Raw genomic sequence first — 19,462 nt, 5'->3', positions numbered from 1 at the left:
GACTTTCGCATGACCGATTTCATCCGCCCCACCCTCGCCCTGCCCAGCGGCCACGACAAGCTGCTGCTGCACTCGTGCTGCGCGCCCTGCTCGGGCGAGGTGATGGAGGCCATTACCGCCTCAGGGATCGACTACACGATCTTCTTCTACAACCCCAACATCCACCCGGCGCGTGAGTACGAGCTGCGCAAGCAGGAGAACATCCGCTTCGCCGAACAGCACGGCGTGCCCTTCGTCGATGCCGACTACGACACCGACAACTGGTTCGCACGTGCGCGTGGCATGGAGAACGAACCCGAGCGCGGCATCCGCTGCACGATGTGCTTCGACATGCGCTTCGTGCGTACCGCGCTGTACGCGCATGAGCACGGCTTCCCGGTGATCAGTAGTTCGCTGGGGATATCGCGCTGGAAGGACATGAACCAGATCAACGACTGCGGCCATCGGGCGGCGGCCCACTACCCTGGCATCCAGTACTGGGATTACAACTGGCGCAAGGGCGGCGGCGCGGCGCGCATGGTGGAGATCAGCAAGCGCGAGCAGTTCTACCAGCAGGAGTACTGCGGCTGCGTGTACTCGCTGCGCGACGCCAACCGGCACCGCCGTGAGAACCAGCGTGAGCGGATCAAGATCGGGCTGTTGTATTACGGGCAGGACAATGAGGTGCCCAACGGCGATTGACGTGCGCGCGAGGGGCGGCCACGCTGGTCGCCCCTGCTCCGTTGCGTTGGAATGCCATGACCGCCCTGCCCGCCGATGTCGCCCTGCTCGTGATCGACCTGCAGCCGGACTTCATGCCGGGTGGCGCGCTGGCCTGTGAGGAGGGTGATGCGCTGGTGGAGCCGATTGCCGCGCTGCTGGCCGAGCGTCGGTACCGGACGGTGGTGGCTACCCAGGATTGGCACCCGGCCGACCACGCGTCGTTTGCAAGCCAGCATCCGGGGAAGCTGCCGTTCGAGACCATCCTGCTGCACGCGCAGCCGCAGACCCTGTGGCCGGACCACTGCGTGCAGGGCAGCGAAGGCGCCGTGCTGCACCCGGGCGTGGACTGGACCGTGGCCGACCTGATCCTGCGCAAGGGCACTCGCCGCGAAGTGGATTCCTATAGTGCATTCCGCGAGAACCATGGGCCTGACGGTGGCCGCCCTGCCACCGGGCTGGCCGGGTGGCTGCATGAGCGCGGGATCCGCGAGGTGCATGTGTGTGGGTTGGCGCGCGACTACTGCGTGCTGTGGAGCGCGCAGGATGCGGTGAAGGCCGGGTTCCGGGTAAAGTTCCTTTGGGAGCTGACGCGGCCGGTGACCGAAGCGAACGACTGCATGGTGCGCGATGCGCTGGCTAAGGCCAAGATTGCCGTGATCTGAGGGGAGGGTCGGCACGACGCTGACTGGGCAAGCCGCTAACCGGTGAGCCACGGCCGTTGGTCGTGCCTGCCGACATCGTTCTAGAACCGTTGCCACTCACGGTCGTTTCGCCAAACAGGGAAGGTCCGCTTTCGGCCAGAAGCAGAGGTTCAGTACCGGCACCATGCCGAGCCACACATTCAGGCACCCGTAAACGGAGTCTTCGACCAGATCGGGAAGTACTGCTCGCAATTCCAAGCTCTTGCGAACCAACAAGCTCGGACGGCCACGTAGGTTTCCGGCCTGGAACAAAGGCCACCCGCAGTACACTTGCCCGAAAGGACCACAGACCCGCCTGGGGCAAGCTTTGTGCTGTGGACCATCAGCACCATTCCTTCCGGCGACTCCGGGAACGGCTCCGGATCCGGCGAGCGAATGGTGTCGAAATTAAGATAGGGATTGAGATACAGGACCGGCCGTGCCGTCTCATTACGCAGCTCCAGGACGTAGTCCCCGGTAGCACGGTCGTAGGACCGAACCGAAAGGGAGACGCCCTCGGAGACCGGCGGCAACGTTGTACAGCCCGCCAGCAGACATACCGTTATCAAGGATAGATATCCTTTCATTGCACTCATCCGCCCACGGGGTGACCACTTTGAACGGCTCCCGGATGCCACAGATTCGCTGCGATCACGCATGCCTGACATCCCGACCGGTGACCGTTATGGGTCTGAAGCGGATGTTAGCACCGGCCAAAACGCACAGGCATCCCGGACGTCCGCTCGCGGCCAAAAGCGGACCATTGACCACCCAATCCGCTCAGATCCCGGCGAGCACGCTCGGATCACCCGTCCTCCAGACGTTGTCCACTATCACATGCTTGATCTCCCACTCCGCGTCACGGCGGGCCAACACAACGTCATAGCGGTTCTTCATCAGGTACTGGCGTGCGTCGTCGACGCTCGATACGTGCTGCGCTTCGACCAGCACATCCACCCGCGCCGTATCGCCGTCCACCACCACCCTCGGGTTGCTGAACGAGTGGGTGGTATCGAGCCCGCTGAGCGAAGTGGACAGCGCCTCGACGATGGTTTCCCGCCCCTGCAGCACCGGGTACTCGAAGCCCGCCTTTGCGCCGGCGGGGCGGAAATCGGAGATGGCGTCCTCTGTAAAGGCCGACGCGAGCAGCGCGCGGTCGCGCAGGTCGATGCCTGCAGCGAAGCGGTACAGCGTGTCGACTACGGCCAGTTTGTCGTGAAGGGTGTCGGGGGTGCTGAGGTGCAATGACATGGGGTGGATTCCTTAGCGAGTCGCGGGGGGGGCTGGGTCAATGAAGGTGATACGGGTGTCGGCGATGGTTTCAGCGAAGCCGCTGCCGAATACCCCTACAGGCGTCTGGAAGCCCGGGCGCGCCTCCCCTGCCAGCACACGGCGCGCAGCCACGATCGCGGCCAGGGGCGTGAAGCTGTAGCCGTTCACGGTGTCCAGCACTGCGCGGGTGATGGCGCCGTCCGCGCCGACCACCTCTACCGCTGCCTGGTACCGGTTGTCGGCACGCTCCTGCGCGGTGGGTCCATCCGGGAGTGCATCGATCCCGCCTTCGGGGAACGCGCTGCCGGAGACATGCACGTAGGTTTCGATATCGCCAACCCCGGTCTGCCTGGCGATGGTGATCAGATCAGGCAGCGTCACCGGGAAGCAACTCAACGGGCCCTTGCCGAAATCGAGGTCACGCAGCGCATCCGGCGCTCGCGGCGTGAGCACATCATCCTTTCGCATCAGGCACTGGGCTGTTACGTGCTGGCTGGCACTGAGCGCCGATCCGCGCGACATTGAACCCGCGACATGCAACGCGATACGAATGGCCACCGGTGACGGCACATGCGCAACGGCTCGCGCGGCTAGGCTGCCAAGCATCGCCACGCTGCCCCCGCTACCCGGCATCAGCATCACCCCTGCCTCGGTAGCGCCCAGGTCATGGCGCTCGGCCAGCTGGTAGCTGCCCAGCTCGGCGGCAATATCCAGGTAGTGGACGCCGCTACGCAGGCAAGCCTCCATCAGCGCTCCTGCGGTATGCGCGAACGGCCCAGCGCAGTTGAGCAGCACCGTGATGTCGTGCAACCCGTAGTCCACATCGCCCGCGGCATCCAGCGCGAACACGCGGTACTCCACGCCAAGGCGCGTGGCCAGCGCGTGCAGCGGAGCTTCGTCGCGCCCTGCCAGTACCAGCTTCAGGCCAGCTTCCTTTGCGTGCGCTGCAGCCATGCGACCGGTGTAGCCGGATGCACCGTAGATCATCAGTGTCTTCATGGTGACCTAGTCCCCTGTTGTGCGCGATGCAGCGACGTCATTCATGGCCGTGCTGCCAGCTCTTGTAAACGAACTCCAGGCTGTAGCCATCCGGATCGCGCACCTGCGCGGCGTAGTAGCGTGGGTCGTAGTGCAGCTGCGGGCCCGGCGGATGGATCTCGCTGGCGCCGGCGGCCATCGCGGCGGCATGGGCTGCATCGACCATCGCCCTGGAATCTGCCACGAAGCCAACATGAACCGCCTGCGCCGCCGCCACGCCCTGCCGCAGCCAGAAGAAGACCCGGCCGCCTGCGCCGAAGCCCTTCAGGTCCGGGTGGCCGGGTGGGCCCTGCCGGCCGTCGTAGTCGAGCCGGTTGACGATGCCCAGCGGGGCCAGCGCGGCCGTGTAGAACGCGACCGAACGGGTGGTGTCGGTGACAGTGAGGAAAATGTGGTCGAGCATGTCGTACTCCCGTTGCGAACTAGATGTTGTAGCCGCCTGCTACTTCAATGGTCTGCGCATTGACCCAGGCCTGCTCATCACCGAGCAGCCCGGCAATGACGCGGCCCACGTCGTCCGGCTCACCTACCCGGCCCAGTGCCGTCTGCGAGGCCAGCAGGGCTTCGAATTCATCATTGAGCCCGCCGCCCAGCTCGGTGCGGATCGCACCGGGCGCCACCGCGTTGACGCGGATGCGGCGCTCGCCGAACTCCTTGGCCATGTAGCGGGTGAGCACTTCCAGCCCACCCTTGAAGGCGGCGTAGGGCGCCACCCCGGCGGTGGCCACACGCGTGGTGGCACTGGTGACGTTGACGATGCTCGCGCCAGTACCCAGCAGCGGCAGCAGTGCCTGCGTGAGGAAGAACGGCCCCTTCAAATGCACGTTGAACAGACCGTCGAACTGTTCCTCGGTCACCGTCTCGATCGGATTGAACAGCCCGAACCCGGCGTTGTTCACCAGGCCATCCAGCGCGGAGGCGCTCCAAGTGCCCTGCAGGGTGTCCTTCAACGTCGCGGCAAACGCCGCAAAGCTTCCGGTGTTGCCCACATCCAGCTGCAAGGCCACTGCCGTGCCGCCTTCTGCCTGGATACGCTCCACTACCTGCTGGGCAGCATGGGGCTGGGCGTTGTAGGTGAGGATGACACCCATGCCGCGCCGCGCGCAGTGAAGGGCAGCACTGGCACCAATGCCACGGCTGCCGCCGGTGATCAGTACGTGTTTCATGCAGGTAGTCCTGTGCAGTGAGGGGAGATGCACAGGCTAGGGTCGCCGGCTGCGGGGCGCCGACCTGATCCTCGCCAATTCCTGCCTATTCCTGCTTTCCGCCTTGCCAGCCCCCTGCGGCGGGTGTCCAATGTGTACATGGACAACGCACTGGAAGAACTGCGCCGCTTGGCCGCTCATGCCGAGAATCGCCGTACCGATACGGGCATTCCCCGCGTTGCCATGGTGCAGGGCGAGATCCCGGAGCATGCCCTGGCGGCCGTATACGAGCCGATGATCAACCTGATCCTGCAGGGAAGTAAATCCATGACGGTGGGTGAGAAGACCCTCCACTACGACCCGGCCACCTACTTCATCATGTCCGTGGACCTGCCGGCGGTGGGTGCGGTGCACCCAGCCAGCACCGGCGAGCCGTACCTGGCGGTGAGCCTCACGCTGGACCTTGGCATCATCGCTGCGCTGTTGTGCGACACCACCGATGCTGCCACCGGGCGCGGCGAGCCCTCGACCCAGACCGAGGCCTTCAACGTCGCCGCCGTCACCCCCGAACTGATGGATGCGTGGGTACGCATGCTGCGCCTGATGGAACGCCCCAGCGAGATACCTGCGCTGGCCCCGGCCTACGAGCGCGAGATCCTGTACCGCGTGCTGCAGGGACCACACGGATGCATGCTGCGGCAGTTGGCCACGCCGGATTCGGCGCTGGCCCGTATCAGCAGCGCGATCCAGCGCATCCGCAGCGACTACGCCAAACCGCTGCGCATCGCCGCATTGGCCGAACAGGTGGCAATGAGCGAATCAGCGTTCCACCGTCACTTCAAATCCGCCACCGCACTGAGCCCGCTTCAGTACCAGAAGCAGCTTCGCCTGTTGCAGGCACGCCAGATTCTGGCGACGCGCGGAACAAGCGTTACCGCAGCCGCGCTCGATGTCGGCTATGAAAGCCCCACCCAGTTCACCCGCGAATACGCGCGTGCGTTCGGTCTGCCACCCTCGCAGGATGCGGCGCGCATGATGGCAAGCCGGCGTGGGTAAGCGACATGGGCTTGGAACGCGCTGGATGAAATGGACCACCGCCTTGGGCTGGCTCTTCGCCTTGCTCGCCTGCGCCCCCTGCCAGGCTGCTCGCACCGGTGCGGAGCCGCTGATCGACCCGCAGGATCGCCCCTGGCATCCCCAGGCACCCGCCATCGAGCAACCGCTGTGGCCGGATACCCTGGCTATCACGCCGCCCGCCACGACCGGTGCCGAACGCTTCGGTCGCAGCCCGGGGACCATTGCCGGCCAGCCGATCACCATGGTCCAACTGGTCTCCCGGCCCAGCATGACGATCTACAGGCCGTCCGTGGCCAATACCGGCGCGGCGGTCGTAGTCTTTCCTGGCGGTGGCTACCGCGTGCTGGCCATCGACCTGGAGGGTACCGAGGTCTGCGACTGGCTCGTCGGGCAGGGCATCACCTGCGTGCTGCTGAAGTATCGCGTTCCCGGCTCCGGCCCGTATTGGGCTGACGAATGCAATTGCCGACGCATCCCCGCGGTGCCAATGGCACTGCAGGATGCGCAGCGGGCCATCGCGTTGTTGCGGGCCCAGGCCCACGAACTGGGCGTAGATCCACATCGGGTGGGCGTAATCGGGTTCTCTGCCGGTGGACGCATGGTGGCGGACGTCAGCAATTCCCCGGCCCGGAGTTACGACGCCGTTGATGCGGCCGACCAGCAGGCCACGCGGCCGGACTTTGCCTTGGCGCTGTATCCGGGCCATCTGTGGGACAAGGGCAAGCCAGGCCTGGCGCTGGATGCGGGAGTGCGAATCGCGGCGGACTGTCCGCCGACCTTCATCCTGCAGGCAGGCGATGACCCCACCGATGACGTTCGTCACTCCATGACGTACTACCTGGCATTGCAGCAGGCCGGGATTCCCGCTGAGTTGCACCTCTACCCGCATGGCGGCCACGCCTTCGGCCTACGCGTGTCGAACACACCGCTGGCGAACTGGCCGTCGCTGGCGCGCACGTGGCTGGGCGCTATCGGCATACTGTCTGATGGCTCGAAAGTGCCAGCAGAGTGAGTACCCTTGGGTTCAGTCCTTCCAGAGATGGAACTGGAAGCGGGTTCTCTGCCGCAAGGGCCGCTGCCACGGTTGTTGCCATCAGAAGTAAAAGGCTGCGCATCCAACTCCCAGGGCTATTGCTGCCGCTGAAGGGAATCCGCACGCGCATTGTGACTTACAGCCGCACTTCGAAGCAGATCACGGCTTCAGCCGAGCTCGCTATAACGAGGCGGCCAGGCCAGGATCTGGATACCTGCCCCTATGGTTACTCCATGGGAGATAGACGCGCCAGCGCGCAGCCGTGTGACGCTTCATTGTTGCGATGGAGTAAACAACGAAGTTACCCGCAGCCCTCTACCGGGAGGGGGTGGCTGGGCATACCGTGGCACCGCGCTGCAACTCCTCGGCGCCCCTCCACAGGATCCAGGATCATGACCCAACGTCTCGACTACCAGCAGCAGTCCCCCGAGCTGACCAAGAAGCTCATGGAACTCAGTATGGCTGAAGCAAAGAGCTCCATCGAAGCGTCCATCCGCCATCTCGTGCACATCCGCGCCTCGCAGCTCAACGGCTGCGCGTTCTGCGTGGACATGCACGTCAAGCAGGCCACCATCCACGGTGAAAGCGCACTGCGGCTTCACCACGTTGCGATCTGGCGTGAATCCAACCTGTTCTCGCCCCGCGAACGTGCGAGCCTGGCCTGGACCGAGGCGCTGACGTGCATTCCGAAGGAGGGCGTGTCGACCGAACTGTACGAGCGCGTTCGCGGTGAACTCTCTGAGAACGAGATCTCCGATCTCGCCTTCGTGATCGCGGGCATCAACGCTTGGAACCGCATCAACGTGGCCTTCCTCGCTGTCCCCGGCTCCTTCGACAAGACATGGGGATTGGACAAGGCTGGCCTGTCCTTCGCCCCGGCGGTGGCACGATGAACGGGCGCGCGATGTGGGCGGCTCTCACTCTCTCCGTCGGCCTCTGCCTGCTGTCCGGCGCCGCCATCGCGCACGGGGGCACGCATGCAACCGACGCGCCGCACGCGGTGGTCGCCGAGGTGACATCGCAGGCGCTGCAGGACTACCCGGGCAAAGAGATCACGCTCATCACCGTCGACTACCCGCCCGGTGCGGTTGACCCCGTGCATCGCCATGATGCGCATGCCATCGTGTACGTGCTCGATGGCACCATCATCATGGGTGTGAGGGGAAAGCCTGAGCAGACCGTCAAGGCAGGCGAGACGTTCTATGAAGGCCCGAACGATGTCCACACCGTGGGCCGCAATGCCAGCCAGAGCAAGCCCGCCAGGTTCGTGGTCTTCCTCCTGAAAGACAAAGAGAAGCCGCTGCTCATTCCGGCGGAGTAATACCACGCGCGTACCGCAGGAACCCCGGACCTAAGGTACGCAGCGTGAGCGGCCGCCAGTTGCGGTGATCTGATCGGTACCCTGTACGGTAGCGCCGGCCGTTGGCCGGCCCTCATGAACCCATCAGGATCGCCTCGGCCGGCCAACGGCCGGCGCTACCACAATTTTCTGCCGCGCGGTCCACGCCATTGGCGACACTACGTTCGATCGTCGTGGATCTCTGACGATCGATTCTCGCGCGGCCGCGTGCCTTGGATTGTGGGACTTCGATCCCAGTAGGCATCGCTTGGTGAGCAGTATTCGGCTCACTTGCGTCAAACCATACGCTCCATCAATTGAGAGCGTCGGTATGCTGGGCAAGCATCAACTTCTCTTCCTTTGAGTAGCTGTGCATCGTCTGGATTCGGGGTTTGATATCCCCTCGTTCGACCAATCAAAGTTTGAAGCTCTGCGTCGGGAGGGTGGCGAATACAACACCCCCTGGGGAATAAGTCACACCGTTGGTCGAACGGATATCAACCTCCCGACTCCTTCCTCGCCGACGAGGGAGTACTTCCGATGGAGTAGACGCATGCGCAGTTCAAAGATGGATTCATGCAACGATCCCGGCCAGCAGGTTGGCATCGGCTGGTATCAGCCCAAGAGCTTACGCATTTCCGCCCTGCGGCACCCTGCCGGCAACATCCTGCCGCCGGGCCTGGCCATTCCCCAGTTGTCGCTTTGCGGGGTGTGGTTGGAGCGGTCGGGGTTCAAGACGGGGCATCGGGTGTTTGTAGAAGTAACGCCCGGGCGTGTCACGCTGACGCTTGATGAGGCGCCTGTGCCGTTGCCTTATCGCTATCTCAAACACGAGCCGAAAAAGAAGCGCTCTCGCAAGGCGGATCAGGAACGATAGAGCCAGACCCTGCTCGGCTGGCCCCATGTAGCGCCGGGCTCTGCCCGGCCGCTTTCAGCCCCAAAGAACAAACCCCCTTGCGGGGGTTTCGCGGATGCCCTTAGGGATAGCTCCCGTCAAACGGCCAAGCCTGTAACCAGTGGCGGCATCTGAACACTTCCAGGCTTTGCCCGAAGCTCCGTACATATCCAGACGCGGCAATCGTAGCCCGAGCCACGGTAGCGCCCGGCTCTGCTTGACCGCCTCTAGGCGCTGAACACCAGCCGGAGCGCAAACCCGATCAACAGCACGCCCATCACCCGTTCGAACCAGTGACTGGCTCGCATGAAGCGCTGGCGTACAGCTGCTGCGGAGAGGGCTACACTGACCAGGACGAACCATGCAGCGTTGACCAGGCACATCCACAGGCCGTAGAGCATCTGCACGGGGAGCGGTGTTCTGGCGCTGACCAGTGTTGTGAACACGGCCAGGAAGAACAGGGTCGCCTTGGGGTTGGTGGCGTTGGTCATGAAACCGATGACGAAGGCTTGCCTGGGGGTTTGCTGCACGGTGTCGCTCGGTGCATCGGGGGTCGCCTCGCCGCCTGCGCTTGGCTTGCTGCGGAGGAACTTGATGCCGAGGTAGAAGATGTAGGCCGCGCCCAGCCATTTGGCTGCGGTCATCAGCCAGGGGGTTGTGTGCAGGAGTGCGCCTACGCCGATCAGGGTGTAGAGGACATGGACCGAGATGCCTGCGCCTATTCCCAGCGAGGTGTAGATTCCTGCCTTTCGGCCGAAGCGTATGCTTTGGCGAACGGCTACGGCGAAGTCTGGGCCTGGGGCTATTACTGCTAACAGGTGGACTATGGCCAGGCTGAGGAATTCTGCCCAGTAGGGTGCTAGCACTGGTTACTCCGGTGTGGTGCGGTGGTGCTCTATTTTCACTGAGGAGCCGGCCAGAGGCCGGCTCTACCGCACGGTTTTCTGCCGACATCGTGAAGGCCGGCCAACGTTATGCCCGCCGTCCTGGCGGGCACCCTTCGGGCCGTCGCTCCGCAACGTTGAGAACGGCTCCTGCCGTTCTCTTCGGCGCTACCGGTTCGCTTGCGACTATAGGGGTCGCTATCGGAAGACTACGGTGCGGTGGCCGTTGAGGATGATGCGGTGTTCTACGTGCCTGCGTACAGCACGCGCCAGTACCTGCGATTCGGTGTCGCTGCCAAGGCGGACCAGATCACGCGGGGTCATGGCGTGGTCTACCCGCGCTACGTCCTGTTCGATGATAGGGCCTTCGTCAAGGTCGGAGGTGACGTAGTGGGCCGTTGCGCCGATGATCTTTACCCCGCGTGCGTGGGCCTGGTGGTACGGCTGTGCGCCCTTGAAGCTGGGCAGGAAGCTGTGGTGGATGTTGATCGCGCGCCCGGCCAAGGCTTCGCACAGGCGCGGTGACAGTATCTGCATGTAGCGCGCCAGCACCACCAGGTCGATCTGTTCGCGTTCGACCAGATCGATGATCTGCTGTTCCTGCACGGCGCGGTTGTCGGCGTTCACCGGCAGATGATGGAACGGGATGCCGTAGGAGCCCGCCAGCGGGCCGAAGTCTTCATGGTTGGAGGCTACCGCCGCGATGTCGACCTGCAACTGCCGGCTGTGCGCGCGGAACAACAGGTCGTTGAGGCAATGCCCCTGCTTGCTCACCAGCACCAGCAGGCGCGCGCGTCGCCGGGCGTCATGCAGCTGCCAGTCCATCTTGAAGTCGGCTGCCAACCCGACCATTCGGGTCTGGATGGTCTCGATGGGCTGGCGCGGGTCGCGGTCGAAGTGCACGCGCAGGAAGAACCGACCGATCTCGTCGTCACCGAACTGCTGCGCATCGAGGATGTTGCAGCCCTGCTCGAACAGCAGGCCGGAGACACGGTAGACGATCCCGGTACGGTCCGGGCATGACAGGGTGAGGATGGAATCAGGGCGCATGTCCCGAGTGTAGAGGACCGGCGCGGCGCCCTGTAGGGATGCTGTCAGCTGAAACTTTGGGTGCGCGCTGCGTTTCGTTCAGCGCGCCGGATGCACCGTCAATGCGACCAGTCGCACCACCAGCGGGCGCACCAGCAGCACGCAGCAGAACGCGGTGGGCATGGCCAGCTGGTAGGCGCTGAGTACCCGCACCGGGAAGTCGGCGTTGACGCCGGCATTGGCGGCGGTGATCACCAGGCACATCAGCATGGCCATGATCGAGGCCATGAAGAAGGCGAAGACGTACGGGGTGGCGCGGGCACCCAGCTTCCAGCGAGCGGTAGCCAGGGTTTGCGGGCGTTGCGACATGCGGGGTGGTCCAGTTCAACGGCAACCGGCGGTTGCGGGACCGGCACGATAGTCAGCGCCTTCCGGCGAGGGTAGACCGCGCCGCATTGGCTCTTTATAAAGTAATTCTTTGCAATGACCGGTCAGGATTGGCGCCATCATGAACATTCTGCAGTCAATCCGCAGCTTCATCCGCACCGCCGATGCCGGCAGCCTGGCGGCGGCGGCGCGCACGCTGGGGATCAGTCCGGCGGCGGTGGGGCAGAACATCGCACGGCTGGAAACGCATCTGGGCGTGCGCCTGTTCAACCGCACCACGCGCACGCTGGCGCTGACCGAGCGCGGCGCGCTGTACCTGGCCGAGGTGCGCCATATCGAGCGCGATCTGCAACGTGCGCAGGCGGCGGTCACCGACCCGGCGGCGACACCGCACGGTCGCCTGCGCATCGCCAGCACCTCGGCGTTCGGGCGGCATGTGCTGGCGCCGATGCTGCCGGCGCTGCAGGCGCGCTATCCACAGCTGTCGATTGAGCTGCTGCTGGCCGACCGCAGCGTGGACCATGCGCATGAAGACGTGGACGTGAGCATCCGGATCGAACCACAGCTGGTGGAGGGACTGGTGGCGCGTGCCATTGCGCAGGTGCCGTTCCAGGTCTGCGCTGCGCCGTCGTACCTGGCGCAGGCCGGGGTGCCGGCAACGCCGGAGAACCTGCGCGATCATCGCTGCCTGGTGTTCCGCTACCCGGTGGATGGGCGGCTGCTGCCGTGGGGGTTCGTGCGCGAGGGGATGCGCTTCGAGGCGGAGATGCGCCCTGCCCTGGTCTCCGATGACATCGATGCGTTGGCGGCGATGGCCGCAGCCGGGGGTGGGATCGCGCGGTTGGCGGCGTTCGTGGCGGCGCCATGGTTGGCGCGGGGGGAGTTGCAGGTGCTGTTCGCGTCGGGCGATGGGGCGCGTACGTCGCCGGAGCCGATGCGGCTGTTCCTGTGCGTGAGTGACCGGCGCGATCTGACGCCCAAGGTCCGGGCGTTGATGCAGCATGTCGTTGACGGGTTACCTGCCGCTTGGCGGGTGGATGTTGCGTGAGATCAGGCAACGCCCGACAAACGGTCGAGCGCTACCGATTTCCCCGGCGATGCCCGTTTCAGGCGATGCCGGTTCGGCCAACGGCGGCGTTATGCCGTGGGCGCGGTGAACACGCCGCGTGCTTCGCGCGGTTCGCAGCGCAGGTACTGCGGTGCGGGGGTGATCGAATCGCCCAGGGCGGCAGCGGCATGCCACGGCCAGCGCGGGTCGTAAAGGATGCCGCGCGCCAGCGCGACCGCATCGGCATGGCCGTGGCGCAGGATCGATTCGGCCTGCGAAGGATCGGTGATCAGGCCCACGGCGATGACCGGCATGCGCACCTTGGCCTTGATGGCCGCAGCGAAGTGCACCTGGTAGCCCGGCTCCAGCGGGATCTGCTGGCGGGCGTCGAGCCCGCCGCTGGAGACGTGCAGGAACTGGCAGCCACGCATGTCCAGGATCTGCGCAAGCGTGCTGCTCTGTTCGATGTCCCAACCCCCGGCCACCCAATCGCTGGCCGAAATACGCACGCCGACGCTGATGCGGTCGGACACCGCTTCGCGCACCGCATCGAACACGCGCACCAGCAGGCGCATGCGGTTTTCCAGCGAACCGCCGTACTGGTCCTGGCGCTGGTTGCTCAGCGGCGACAGGAACTGGTGCAGCAGGTAGCCGTGGGCGGCGTGCAGTTCGATCAGGTCCAGCCCGGCGCGCTCGGCGCGGCGCGCGGCGACGGCGAATGCTTCGACCACGGCGTCGATGCCGGCTTCGTCCAGCGCGTCAGGCGTGGGGCCATTGGCCGCGAACGGCAGTGCGGAGGGGGCTACGGCAGTCCAGCCGTTGGGGTCGGTGGGTGGAAGCTGGCCGCCGCCTTCCCAGGGGCGCGACGAGGAGGCTTTGCGGCCAGCGTGGGCCAACTGCACGCCCAGTGGCATCGGTGACCATTGCTTGACCGAGGCGATGACCGAGGTGAGCGCCGCTTCGGTGGCGTCGTCCCACAGGCCCAGGTCGGCCCAGCTGATGCGGCCTTCAGGCAGTACGGCGGTGGCTTCCAGGATCAGCAGGCCGGCGCCGGATTGGGCCAGCTGGCCCAGGTGCTGGCGGTGCCAGTCGTTGGCCTGACCGTTGGTGGAGGAGTACTGGCACATCGGGGCGATGACGATGCGGTTGGACAGCGTCAGCGGTCCGAACGAAACGGGGGAGAAAAGCTGGCTCACGGGCGGGCGACTCGGGGAGGAAGAATGAAACCGGGGCGTTATTGCACTCCGATGTGGGGCTGCAGGCAACCTTGTATTTGGAACGGTGAGGCCAGCGCGGCAGGGCCACGCTCTACCGGAGCAGGTTGCGGGCGATTCGTTGGGTGGAACGGTGAGGCTAGCGAGGCATAGCCTCGCTCTACCAGGGGCGCATACAGGTGATTCGTTGGTGGAACGGTGAGGCCAGCGAGGCATGGCCTCGCTCTACCAGAGAAGCGTACAGGCAGTTTGCGCGTGCGGGTTTCGTTCGCGGGTCAGGCCGATGCGGTGGCTGGTAGGAGGAATGACAGGGCGTCTGCGCAGGACTGCTCTACCTTGAGGGTGAGGAGGTCATCTGCTCGGGTGCGGCCGATGTTCAGGGCGGCTACCGGTAGGCCCGCCTTGGCGGCGGCCTGGACGAAGCGGAAGCCGGAATAGACCATCAGCGAGGAGCCGACCACTAGGACGGCGTCTGCCTGTTGCAGGTGGGCGTGTACGGCATCGACGCGCTCGCGCGGTACGTTTTCGCCGAAGAACACCACGTCTGGCTTGAGGATTCCGCCGCAGGTGGGGCACGCGGGTACGTTGAAGGTGCTGAAGTCCACGCCGTCGAGATCGGCATCGCCATCGGGGGCCTGGGCGGCGTCGAGGCGGTCCCAGCCGGGGTTGGCGGCCAGCAGCGCCTGCTGGAAAGCTTCGCGGCCGCTGCGGGTTTCGCAGCCCATGCAGCGCACCTGGTCGAGGCGGCCGTGCAGATCTATCACTGCGGCGCTGCCGGCCCGCTGGTGCAGGCAGTCCACGTTCTGGGTGAGCAGCACTTCCACCTGGCCACGGGCTTCCAGTGCGGCCAGGGCGGCGTGGGTGGCGTTCGGCCGGGCCTGCCCGAAGCGCGGCCAGCCGAGCAGGCTGCGCGCCCAGTAGCGTTGGCGGGTGGCCGCTTCACCCATGAAATCCTGGTAGTTCACCGGTGGGGTGCGCTTCCACTGGCCGTCGGCATCGCGGTAATCGGGAATGCCCGAGTCGGTGCTGCAGCCGGCGCCGGTAAGGACGAACAGGCGGCGGGCGCGGTCGATGAAGTCAGCCAGTTGGGTAGACATGCCAGCTAGATGGGGGCGATTGCGGGCTTCGCAATCGTCCCTGCCCGTTCTAGGGGCCGGCGATATCGGCCGGCAGCGCGGGCACGGCGGTGGGCTTGTGGTTCTCGTCCAGGGCGATCATGACGAAGTGACCCCGGGTGCACAGCTTGCGCTCGCCGGTGTGCAGGTCTTCGGCGATCAGCTCCACTTCCACCTTCATCGAGCTGCGCCCCACTTCAACGATGCGGCCCACGGTTTCCACCATCTGGCCGATGCTGATCGGCAGCTTGAAATCGACCTGGTCCGAACGGGCGGTGACCACGGTGCGGCGCGAGTAGCGCGCGGCGGCCAGGAACGCGGCCTTGTCCATCCACGCCAGCGCCTGGCCACCGAACAGGGTGCCCATGTGGTTGGTGTGGTTGGGGAAGACGATTTCGGCCATGCGCACTTCGGTGGGCGGGACGACGTCGGGGGTGGCGGTCATGGGGGCGGCCGTGAAAGGGGGTCGGGCGGATGATACGGCAGCGGGGGTGAGGCCGTGGAGCAGCCACGCAGGGCGTGGCTCTACGGACATGAAAAACCCCGGCGGCGCCGGGGTTTGTCGGGATACGATCTGACCGGGATCAGAACGACATGTCGAAGGAGACTTCGCCCTTCACGCCGACCTGGTAGGCCGAGGAACGACGTTCGAAGAAGTTGGTCAGCTCCTGCACGTCCTGCAGTTCCATGAAGCTCAGCGGGTTGCGCACGTTGTACTTCTTTTCCATGCCCAGGCGGTGGAAATGGTTGTCGGCGCAATGCTGCAGGTACTGGCGCATGTCGCGGGTGGAAATGCCGGCCACGCCGCCGGAGAGCACGTCTTCGGCGAACTGCACTTCGCATTCGATCGCTTCGGCGAGCATGTCATAGACCTGCTGCTTCATCGCGTCGTCGAACAGGTCCGGTTCTTCCTCGCGGATCACGTCCACGCATTCGAAAGCGAACTCCATGTGCGCGCTTTCGTCGCGGAACACCCAGTTGGTGCCCGAGGCCAGGCCGTTGAGCAGGCCGCGCGAACGGAAGTAGTACACGTAGGCGAAGGCGGCGAAGAAGAACAGGCCTTCGATGCACGCGGCGAAGCAGATCTGGTTGAGCAGGAACTGGCGGCGCTCGTCACGGGTTTCGATGCGCTTGAGGCCCTGGATCGAGTCGATCCACTTGAAGCAGAAGTCGGCCTTCTTCTTGATCGAGTCGATGTTCTCCACCGCGTCGAACGCCTTGGCGCGCTCTTCCGGGTCCGGCAGGTAGTTGTCGAGCAGGGTCAAGTAGAACTGCACGTGCAGCGCTTCTTCGTACAACTGGCGCGACAGGTACATGCGCGCTTCGGGCGCGTTCAAGTGCTGGTACAGGTTCAGCACCAGGTTGTTGGACACGATCGAATCGCCGGTGGCGAAGAACGCAACCAGGCGGTGGATCAGGTGGCGTTCGCCCGGCGACATCTTGCCGTGCAGGTCGCTGATGTCGATCTGGAAGTTGATTTCTTCCACGGTCCAGGTGTTCTTGATCGCGTTGCGATACATGTCGTAGAACTGCGGGTAGCGCATGGGGCGCAGGGTCAGTTCAAAACCGGGATCGAGCAGCATTTGGCTGGGCTTGTCGGCCATGGGTGTTTCGTCCTTCAAAAGCATGCACCGATCAACGATGGGTACACGCCGTGTGTTTGGGGTCGCCAGGGTTGGCGGAGGGCCGGCCAACGGCCGGCGCTACCGAGCTTCTGTTCCGACGTTGTGCCGGTGGAGCAGCCGGGCAGAGCCCGGCTCTACTGCGTGGGGTGCCGGCGGGCCGGCACGCCTCTTATTGGCACGCCTCGCAGGCTTCCGGGTTTTCCAGCGAGCAGGCCACGGCTTCCACCGGGGTGTAGCTGCTGACGGTGGTCTTGGCGATCTTGGTGGCCGGACGCGAACGCAGGTAGTAGGTGGTCTTGATGCCCTGCTTCCAGGCGTACATGTACATGGAGGACATCGCGCCGATGTTCGGGCTTTCCATGAACAGGTTGAGCGAGGCGGACTGGTCGATGAACGCGCCGCGTTCGGCGGCCATGTCGATCAGCGAACGCATCGGCAGCTCCCACGCAGTGCGGTACACGTGGCGCAGCGTTTCCGGAATCTGGGTGATGCCCTGGATGGAGCCTTCGGCCAGTTTGATGGCGTCGCGCATTTCCGGGGTCCAGTGGCCCAGCTTCTTCAGCTCATTCACCAGGTAACGGTTGACCTGCAGGAAGTCGCCCGAAAGCGTTTCGCGCTTGAACAGGTTGGACACCTGCGGTTCGACGCACTCGTAGCAGCCGGCAATGGAGGCGATGGTCGCGGTCGGGGCGATGGCGATCATCAGCGAGTTGCGCAGGCCGTGTTCCTTGATGCGCTCACGCAGGGCATCCCAGCGCGCGCTGTCTTCGGGCACCACGTTCCAGGCGTCGAACTGCAGCTCGCCGCTGGCCGCACGGGTGTCGGCAAACGACGGGTGCTTGCCGCGTTCCTGGGCCAGTTCCACCGAGGTTTCCAGCGCGTGGAAGTAGATGGTCTCGGCGATCTTCCTGGACAGCGCGCGGGCTTCGGCACTGTCGAAGGCCAGGCGCTTGCGGAAGAACACGTCCTGCAGGCCCATGCAACCCAGGCCCACCGGGCGCCAGCGCAGGTTGCCGCGGCGCGCCGATTCGATCGGGTAGAAGTTCAGGTCGATCACGCGGTCGAGCTGGCGCACGGCCAGGCGCACGGTGTCGGCCAGCTTGTCGTAGTCGAACTCGCCGTGGGCATCGAAATGGTTGCCCAGGTTGATCGAGCCCAGGTTGCATACCGCGGTTTCTTCGGCCGAGGTGATTTCCAGGATTTCGGTGCACAGGTTGGACAGGTGGATCACGTTGCCGGCGCGCAGGGTCTGGTTGCTGGCGCGGTTGCACTTGTCCTTGAAGGTCATCCAGCCGTTGCCGGTTTCGGCAAGGGTACGCATCATGCGCGAGTACAGCTTGCGCGCGGAGATGGTGCGGTTGGCCTTGCCCTGTGCTTCGGCCTGCAGGTACGCCTGCTCGAAGGCTTCACCGAACAGGTCGGTGAACTCGGGCACCACGCGCGGATCGAACAGCGACCATTCCTGGTCGGCTTCGACGCGCTTCATGAACAGGTCCGGGATCCAGTTGGCCAGGTTCAGGTTGTGCGCACGGCGCGATTCGTCGCCGGTGTTGTCGCGCAGTTCGAGGAAATCCTCGATGTCGGCGTGCCAGGTTTCCAGGTACACGCAGGCCGCGCCCTTGCGCTTGCCGCCCTGGTTCACCGCGGCCACGGACGAATCCATGGTCTTGAGCCACGGCACGATGCCGTTGGAATGGCCGTTGGTGGATTTGATCAGCGAGCCGCGCGAACGCACGCGGGTGTAGCTGACGCCGATGCCGCCACTGAACTTGGAGAGCTGGGCGATATCGCCGTACTTGGAATAGATCGATTCCAGCGAATCCTGCGGCGAGTCGAGCAGGAAGCACGAGGACAGCTGTTCATGGGTGGTGCCGGAATTGAACAGCGTCGGCGAGGACGGCAGGTAATCCAGGCTGCCCATGCGCTTGTACAGCGCCAGGGTTTCGGGCACGTCTTCGCTCAGCGCGCTGGCGATGCGCAGGAAGAACTGCTGCGGGGTCTCGATCACCTTGCGGGTGTGCGGATGACGCAGCAGGTAGCGGTCGTACAGGGTACGCAGGCCGAAGTAATCGAAGTTCAGGTCCAGCGAGATCTCGATGGCGTCGTTGAGCTTGCGCGCGTTGGTCTGCACGAAGTTCAGCAGGCGGTCGTTGATCAGGCCCACTTCGTGGCCACGGCCGACCGACTGCGAGAAGGCGTGGATTTCCTGACCCGACACTTCCTTGGCGATGTAGTTGGCCAGCAGGCGCGCGGCCAGGCGACCGTACTCGGGCTCTTCGCCGATCAGCAGGGCGGCGGTGCGGATGGACAGTTCGTCCAGTTCCTGGGTGGTGGCGCCGTTGTACAGGCCGGAAATGGTGCGGGTGGCCACGCGCATCGGATCGACCGAATGCAGGCCTTCGGCCGAACGCTGCACCGCGCGCACGATCTTGTTCAGATCCACCAGCTCGGTCGTGCCGTTGCGCTTGGTGACGCTCATGGCCGTCGCGGTCGGCGGCGAGGTCAACAGGAATTCACTTTCCTGGTCGGTGGCTGCGCTGGTTTCGGTGCTCACGGCGTTTTCCTCTTGGCGTGATTTGAAGTGGTGCGGGGCCGCCTGCTCGGTAGGCGTGGGACCGGTGCGCTCAGCGCTCAGGGTGGACTGTCGGTGTCGCATGGGACGCGACCGGCGCAACGGCGCTGCGGACGCTTCCCTGCTTCACCGGTCATCTCCCCCCGGAGACTGGCGCTACCAGCGCCGCACCCTGCACGGCATGCGGTTGTCGGCGGGCATTGGGGCCCGTTGGACCCTTCGACTTGTGGTCGAAGAGACCGACAGCCACAAGATAGTGGGGGTATATGGGTCCGTCAACGCCAAATGTAGTGAATCAGGGCAATCCCTTGCGGCGCAAGGATTCGGTGTTGGGGGCGTCCGACGAACGGTCGCGACCTGTCGAAAGCGAGTGCGCAGTCAAGGGTTCAGAGCGACTTTTGATGCGA

20 protein-coding genes are annotated in these 19,462 nt (G+C 64.8%); 8 read left to right on the top strand and 12 right to left on the bottom strand.

Annotation, left to right across the window (positions count from 1 at the left end):
* Positions 1–9: 9 nt before the first annotated feature.
* Together WIX41_RS10320 and pncA are read left to right on the top strand one after the other, a co-directional pair.
* A complete protein-coding gene (locus WIX41_RS10320; protein WP_339447245.1) occupies positions 10–681 on the top strand; it encodes an epoxyqueuosine reductase QueH in 672 nt (223 codons plus the stop codon).
* Between the two features lie 56 nt (positions 682–737).
* Positions 738–1,364: a bifunctional nicotinamidase/pyrazinamidase gene (gene pncA, locus WIX41_RS10315; RefSeq protein ID WP_339447243.1), complete on the top strand. Its 627-nt coding sequence runs from the start codon at positions 738–740 to the stop codon at positions 1,362–1,364.
* 798 nt (positions 1,365–2,162) lie between these two features.
* Here the strand turns inward: pncA and WIX41_RS10310 are convergent.
* Genes WIX41_RS10310 through WIX41_RS10295 form a run of 4 tightly spaced genes read right to left on the bottom strand, consistent with a single transcriptional unit; the run spans position 2,163 to position 4,858 of the window.
* Positions 2,163–2,633: a nuclear transport factor 2 family protein gene (locus WIX41_RS10310; RefSeq protein WP_339447241.1), complete on the bottom strand. Its 471-nt coding sequence runs from the start codon at positions 2,631–2,633 to the stop codon at positions 2,163–2,165.
* A 12-nt stretch (positions 2,634–2,645) separates the two neighbouring features.
* On the bottom strand, positions 2,646–3,653 hold the full coding sequence (locus tag WIX41_RS10305; protein WP_339447239.1) for a saccharopine dehydrogenase NADP-binding domain-containing protein: 1,008 nt from the start codon (positions 3,651–3,653) through the stop codon (positions 2,646–2,648).
* A gap of 37 nt (positions 3,654–3,690) precedes the next feature.
* Complete coding sequence (locus tag WIX41_RS10300; protein ID WP_339447237.1) at positions 3,691–4,095, bottom strand: VOC family protein; 405 nt, start codon at positions 4,093–4,095, stop codon at positions 3,691–3,693.
* 19 nt (positions 4,096–4,114) lie between these two features.
* The gene (locus WIX41_RS10295) at positions 4,115–4,858 is read right to left on the bottom strand and encodes an SDR family NAD(P)-dependent oxidoreductase (protein ID WP_339447235.1); all 744 of its coding nucleotides are present in this window, start codon (positions 4,856–4,858) and stop codon (positions 4,115–4,117) included.
* Positions 4,859–5,080: 222 nt separating this feature from the next.
* Here WIX41_RS10295 and WIX41_RS10290 point away from each other — a divergent pair, with 222 nt between their 5' ends.
* From WIX41_RS10290 to WIX41_RS10270, 5 genes are all read left to right on the top strand, one after another.
* Positions 5,081–5,893, top strand: coding sequence for an AraC family transcriptional regulator (locus tag WIX41_RS10290; protein ID WP_409187488.1), 813 nt, complete (start codon positions 5,081–5,083; stop codon positions 5,891–5,893).
* A 25-nt stretch (positions 5,894–5,918) separates the two neighbouring features.
* A complete protein-coding gene (locus WIX41_RS10285; protein ID WP_339447231.1) occupies positions 5,919–6,926 on the top strand; it encodes an alpha/beta hydrolase in 1,008 nt (335 codons plus the stop codon).
* 413 nt (positions 6,927–7,339) lie between these two features.
* Positions 7,340–7,840, top strand: coding sequence for a carboxymuconolactone decarboxylase family protein (locus WIX41_RS10280; RefSeq protein ID WP_339447229.1), 501 nt, complete (start codon positions 7,340–7,342; stop codon positions 7,838–7,840).
* Positions 7,837–8,268 carry a cupin domain-containing protein gene (locus WIX41_RS10275; RefSeq protein WP_339447227.1) on the top strand — a complete coding sequence of 144 codons (432 nt, stop codon included), beginning with the start codon at positions 7,837–7,839 and terminating at the stop codon, positions 8,266–8,268. Before WIX41_RS10280 ends, WIX41_RS10275 begins: the two co-directional genes overlap by 4 nt.
* A 571-nt stretch (positions 8,269–8,839) precedes the next feature.
* Entirely contained in the window at positions 8,840–9,163 is a 324-nt protein-coding gene (locus WIX41_RS10270; protein WP_339447225.1) for a SymE family type I addiction module toxin, read from the top strand.
* 245 nt (positions 9,164–9,408) lie between these two features.
* On the opposite strand, the gene WIX41_RS10265 is transcribed toward WIX41_RS10270, so the two are convergent.
* The 3 genes from WIX41_RS10265 to WIX41_RS10255 form a co-directional block, all read right to left on the bottom strand.
* Positions 9,409–10,047 (bottom strand): LysE family translocator, encoded by a 639-nt coding sequence (locus WIX41_RS10265; protein ID WP_339447223.1) that lies wholly within the window; start codon positions 10,045–10,047, stop codon positions 9,409–9,411.
* 216 nt (positions 10,048–10,263) lie between these two features.
* Positions 10,264–11,115, bottom strand: a complete 852-nt coding sequence (purU, locus tag WIX41_RS10260; RefSeq protein ID WP_339447221.1) for a formyltetrahydrofolate deformylase — start codon at positions 11,113–11,115, stop codon at positions 10,264–10,266.
* Positions 11,116–11,193: 78 nt separating this feature from the next.
* On the bottom strand, positions 11,194–11,463 hold the full coding sequence (locus WIX41_RS10255; protein ID WP_339447219.1) for a DUF2798 domain-containing protein: 270 nt from the start codon (positions 11,461–11,463) through the stop codon (positions 11,194–11,196).
* Positions 11,464–11,602: 139 nt separating this feature from the next.
* Here WIX41_RS10255 and WIX41_RS10250 point away from each other — a divergent pair, with 139 nt between their 5' ends.
* Entirely contained in the window at positions 11,603–12,529 is a 927-nt protein-coding gene (locus tag WIX41_RS10250) for a LysR family transcriptional regulator (protein ID WP_339447218.1), read from the top strand.
* 89 nt (positions 12,530–12,618) lie between these two features.
* Here the strand turns inward: WIX41_RS10250 and WIX41_RS10245 are convergent, their stop codons facing one another.
* The 5 genes from WIX41_RS10245 to WIX41_RS10225 all read right to left on the bottom strand — a co-directional run bounded on the left by WIX41_RS10245 (position 12,619) and on the right by WIX41_RS10225 (position 19,037).
* Entirely contained in the window at positions 12,619–13,725 is a 1,107-nt protein-coding gene (locus tag WIX41_RS10245; protein ID WP_339447216.1) for an NADH:flavin oxidoreductase/NADH oxidase, read from the bottom strand.
* Positions 13,726–14,018: 293 nt separating this feature from the next.
* Positions 14,019–14,840 (bottom strand): NAD-dependent protein deacetylase, encoded by an 822-nt coding sequence (locus WIX41_RS10240; protein WP_339447214.1) that lies wholly within the window; start codon positions 14,838–14,840, stop codon positions 14,019–14,021.
* Positions 14,841–14,889: 49 nt separating this feature from the next.
* Entirely contained in the window at positions 14,890–15,303 is a 414-nt protein-coding gene (locus WIX41_RS10235) for an acyl-CoA thioesterase (protein ID WP_068848408.1), read from the bottom strand.
* 139 nt (positions 15,304–15,442) lie between these two features.
* Positions 15,443–16,462 (bottom strand): ribonucleotide-diphosphate reductase subunit beta, encoded by a 1,020-nt coding sequence (locus WIX41_RS10230; RefSeq protein ID WP_339447210.1) that lies wholly within the window; start codon positions 16,460–16,462, stop codon positions 15,443–15,445.
* 190 nt (positions 16,463–16,652) lie between these two features.
* Positions 16,653–19,037: a ribonucleoside-diphosphate reductase subunit alpha gene (locus tag WIX41_RS10225; RefSeq protein WP_339447208.1), complete on the bottom strand. Its 2,385-nt coding sequence runs from the start codon at positions 19,035–19,037 to the stop codon at positions 16,653–16,655.
* Positions 19,038–19,462 lie beyond the last annotated feature (425 nt).

The sequence above is a fragment of the Stenotrophomonas sp. AB1(2024) genome, from assembly GCF_037482345.1.
GTDB lineage: Bacteria > Pseudomonadota > Gammaproteobacteria > Xanthomonadales > Xanthomonadaceae > Stenotrophomonas.
This window is presented reverse-complemented; position numbering and strand designations above follow the sequence as displayed.

Coding starts and splice junctions, on each gene's coding strand:
- WIX41_RS10285 (WP_339447231.1), top strand. CDS start 5,919: ATGAAATGGACCACCGCCTTGGGCTGGCTCTTCGCCTTGCTCGCCTGC.
- purU (WP_339447221.1), bottom strand. CDS start 11,115: ATGCGCCCTGATTCCATCCTCACCCTGTCATGCCCGGACCGTACCGGG.
- WIX41_RS10295 (WP_339447235.1), bottom strand. CDS start 4,858: ATGAAACACGTACTGATCACCGGCGGCAGCCGTGGCATTGGTGCCAGT.
- WIX41_RS10310 (WP_339447241.1), bottom strand. CDS start 2,633: ATGTCATTGCACCTCAGCACCCCCGACACCCTTCACGACAAACTGGCC.
- WIX41_RS10290 (WP_409187488.1), top strand. CDS start 5,081: ATGGTGCAGGGCGAGATCCCGGAGCATGCCCTGGCGGCCGTATACGAG.
- WIX41_RS10240 (WP_339447214.1), bottom strand. CDS start 14,840: ATGTCTACCCAACTGGCTGACTTCATCGACCGCGCCCGCCGCCTGTTC.
- WIX41_RS10275 (WP_339447227.1), top strand. CDS start 7,837: ATGAACGGGCGCGCGATGTGGGCGGCTCTCACTCTCTCCGTCGGCCTC.
- WIX41_RS10300 (WP_339447237.1), bottom strand. CDS start 4,095: ATGCTCGACCACATTTTCCTCACTGTCACCGACACCACCCGTTCGGTC.
- WIX41_RS10230 (WP_339447210.1), bottom strand. CDS start 16,462: ATGGCCGACAAGCCCAGCCAAATGCTGCTCGATCCCGGTTTTGAACTG.
- WIX41_RS10305 (WP_339447239.1), bottom strand. CDS start 3,653: ATGAAGACACTGATGATCTACGGTGCATCCGGCTACACCGGTCGCATG.
- WIX41_RS10255 (WP_339447219.1), bottom strand. CDS start 11,463: ATGTCGCAACGCCCGCAAACCCTGGCTACCGCTCGCTGGAAGCTGGGT.
- WIX41_RS10280 (WP_339447229.1), top strand. CDS start 7,340: ATGACCCAACGTCTCGACTACCAGCAGCAGTCCCCCGAGCTGACCAAG.
- WIX41_RS10270 (WP_339447225.1), top strand. CDS start 8,840: ATGCGCAGTTCAAAGATGGATTCATGCAACGATCCCGGCCAGCAGGTT.
- WIX41_RS10235 (WP_068848408.1), bottom strand. CDS start 15,303: ATGACCGCCACCCCCGACGTCGTCCCGCCCACCGAAGTGCGCATGGCC.
- pncA (WP_339447243.1), top strand. CDS start 738: ATGACCGCCCTGCCCGCCGATGTCGCCCTGCTCGTGATCGACCTGCAG.
- WIX41_RS10250 (WP_339447218.1), top strand. CDS start 11,603: ATGAACATTCTGCAGTCAATCCGCAGCTTCATCCGCACCGCCGATGCC.
- WIX41_RS10320 (WP_339447245.1), top strand. CDS start 10: ATGACCGATTTCATCCGCCCCACCCTCGCCCTGCCCAGCGGCCACGAC.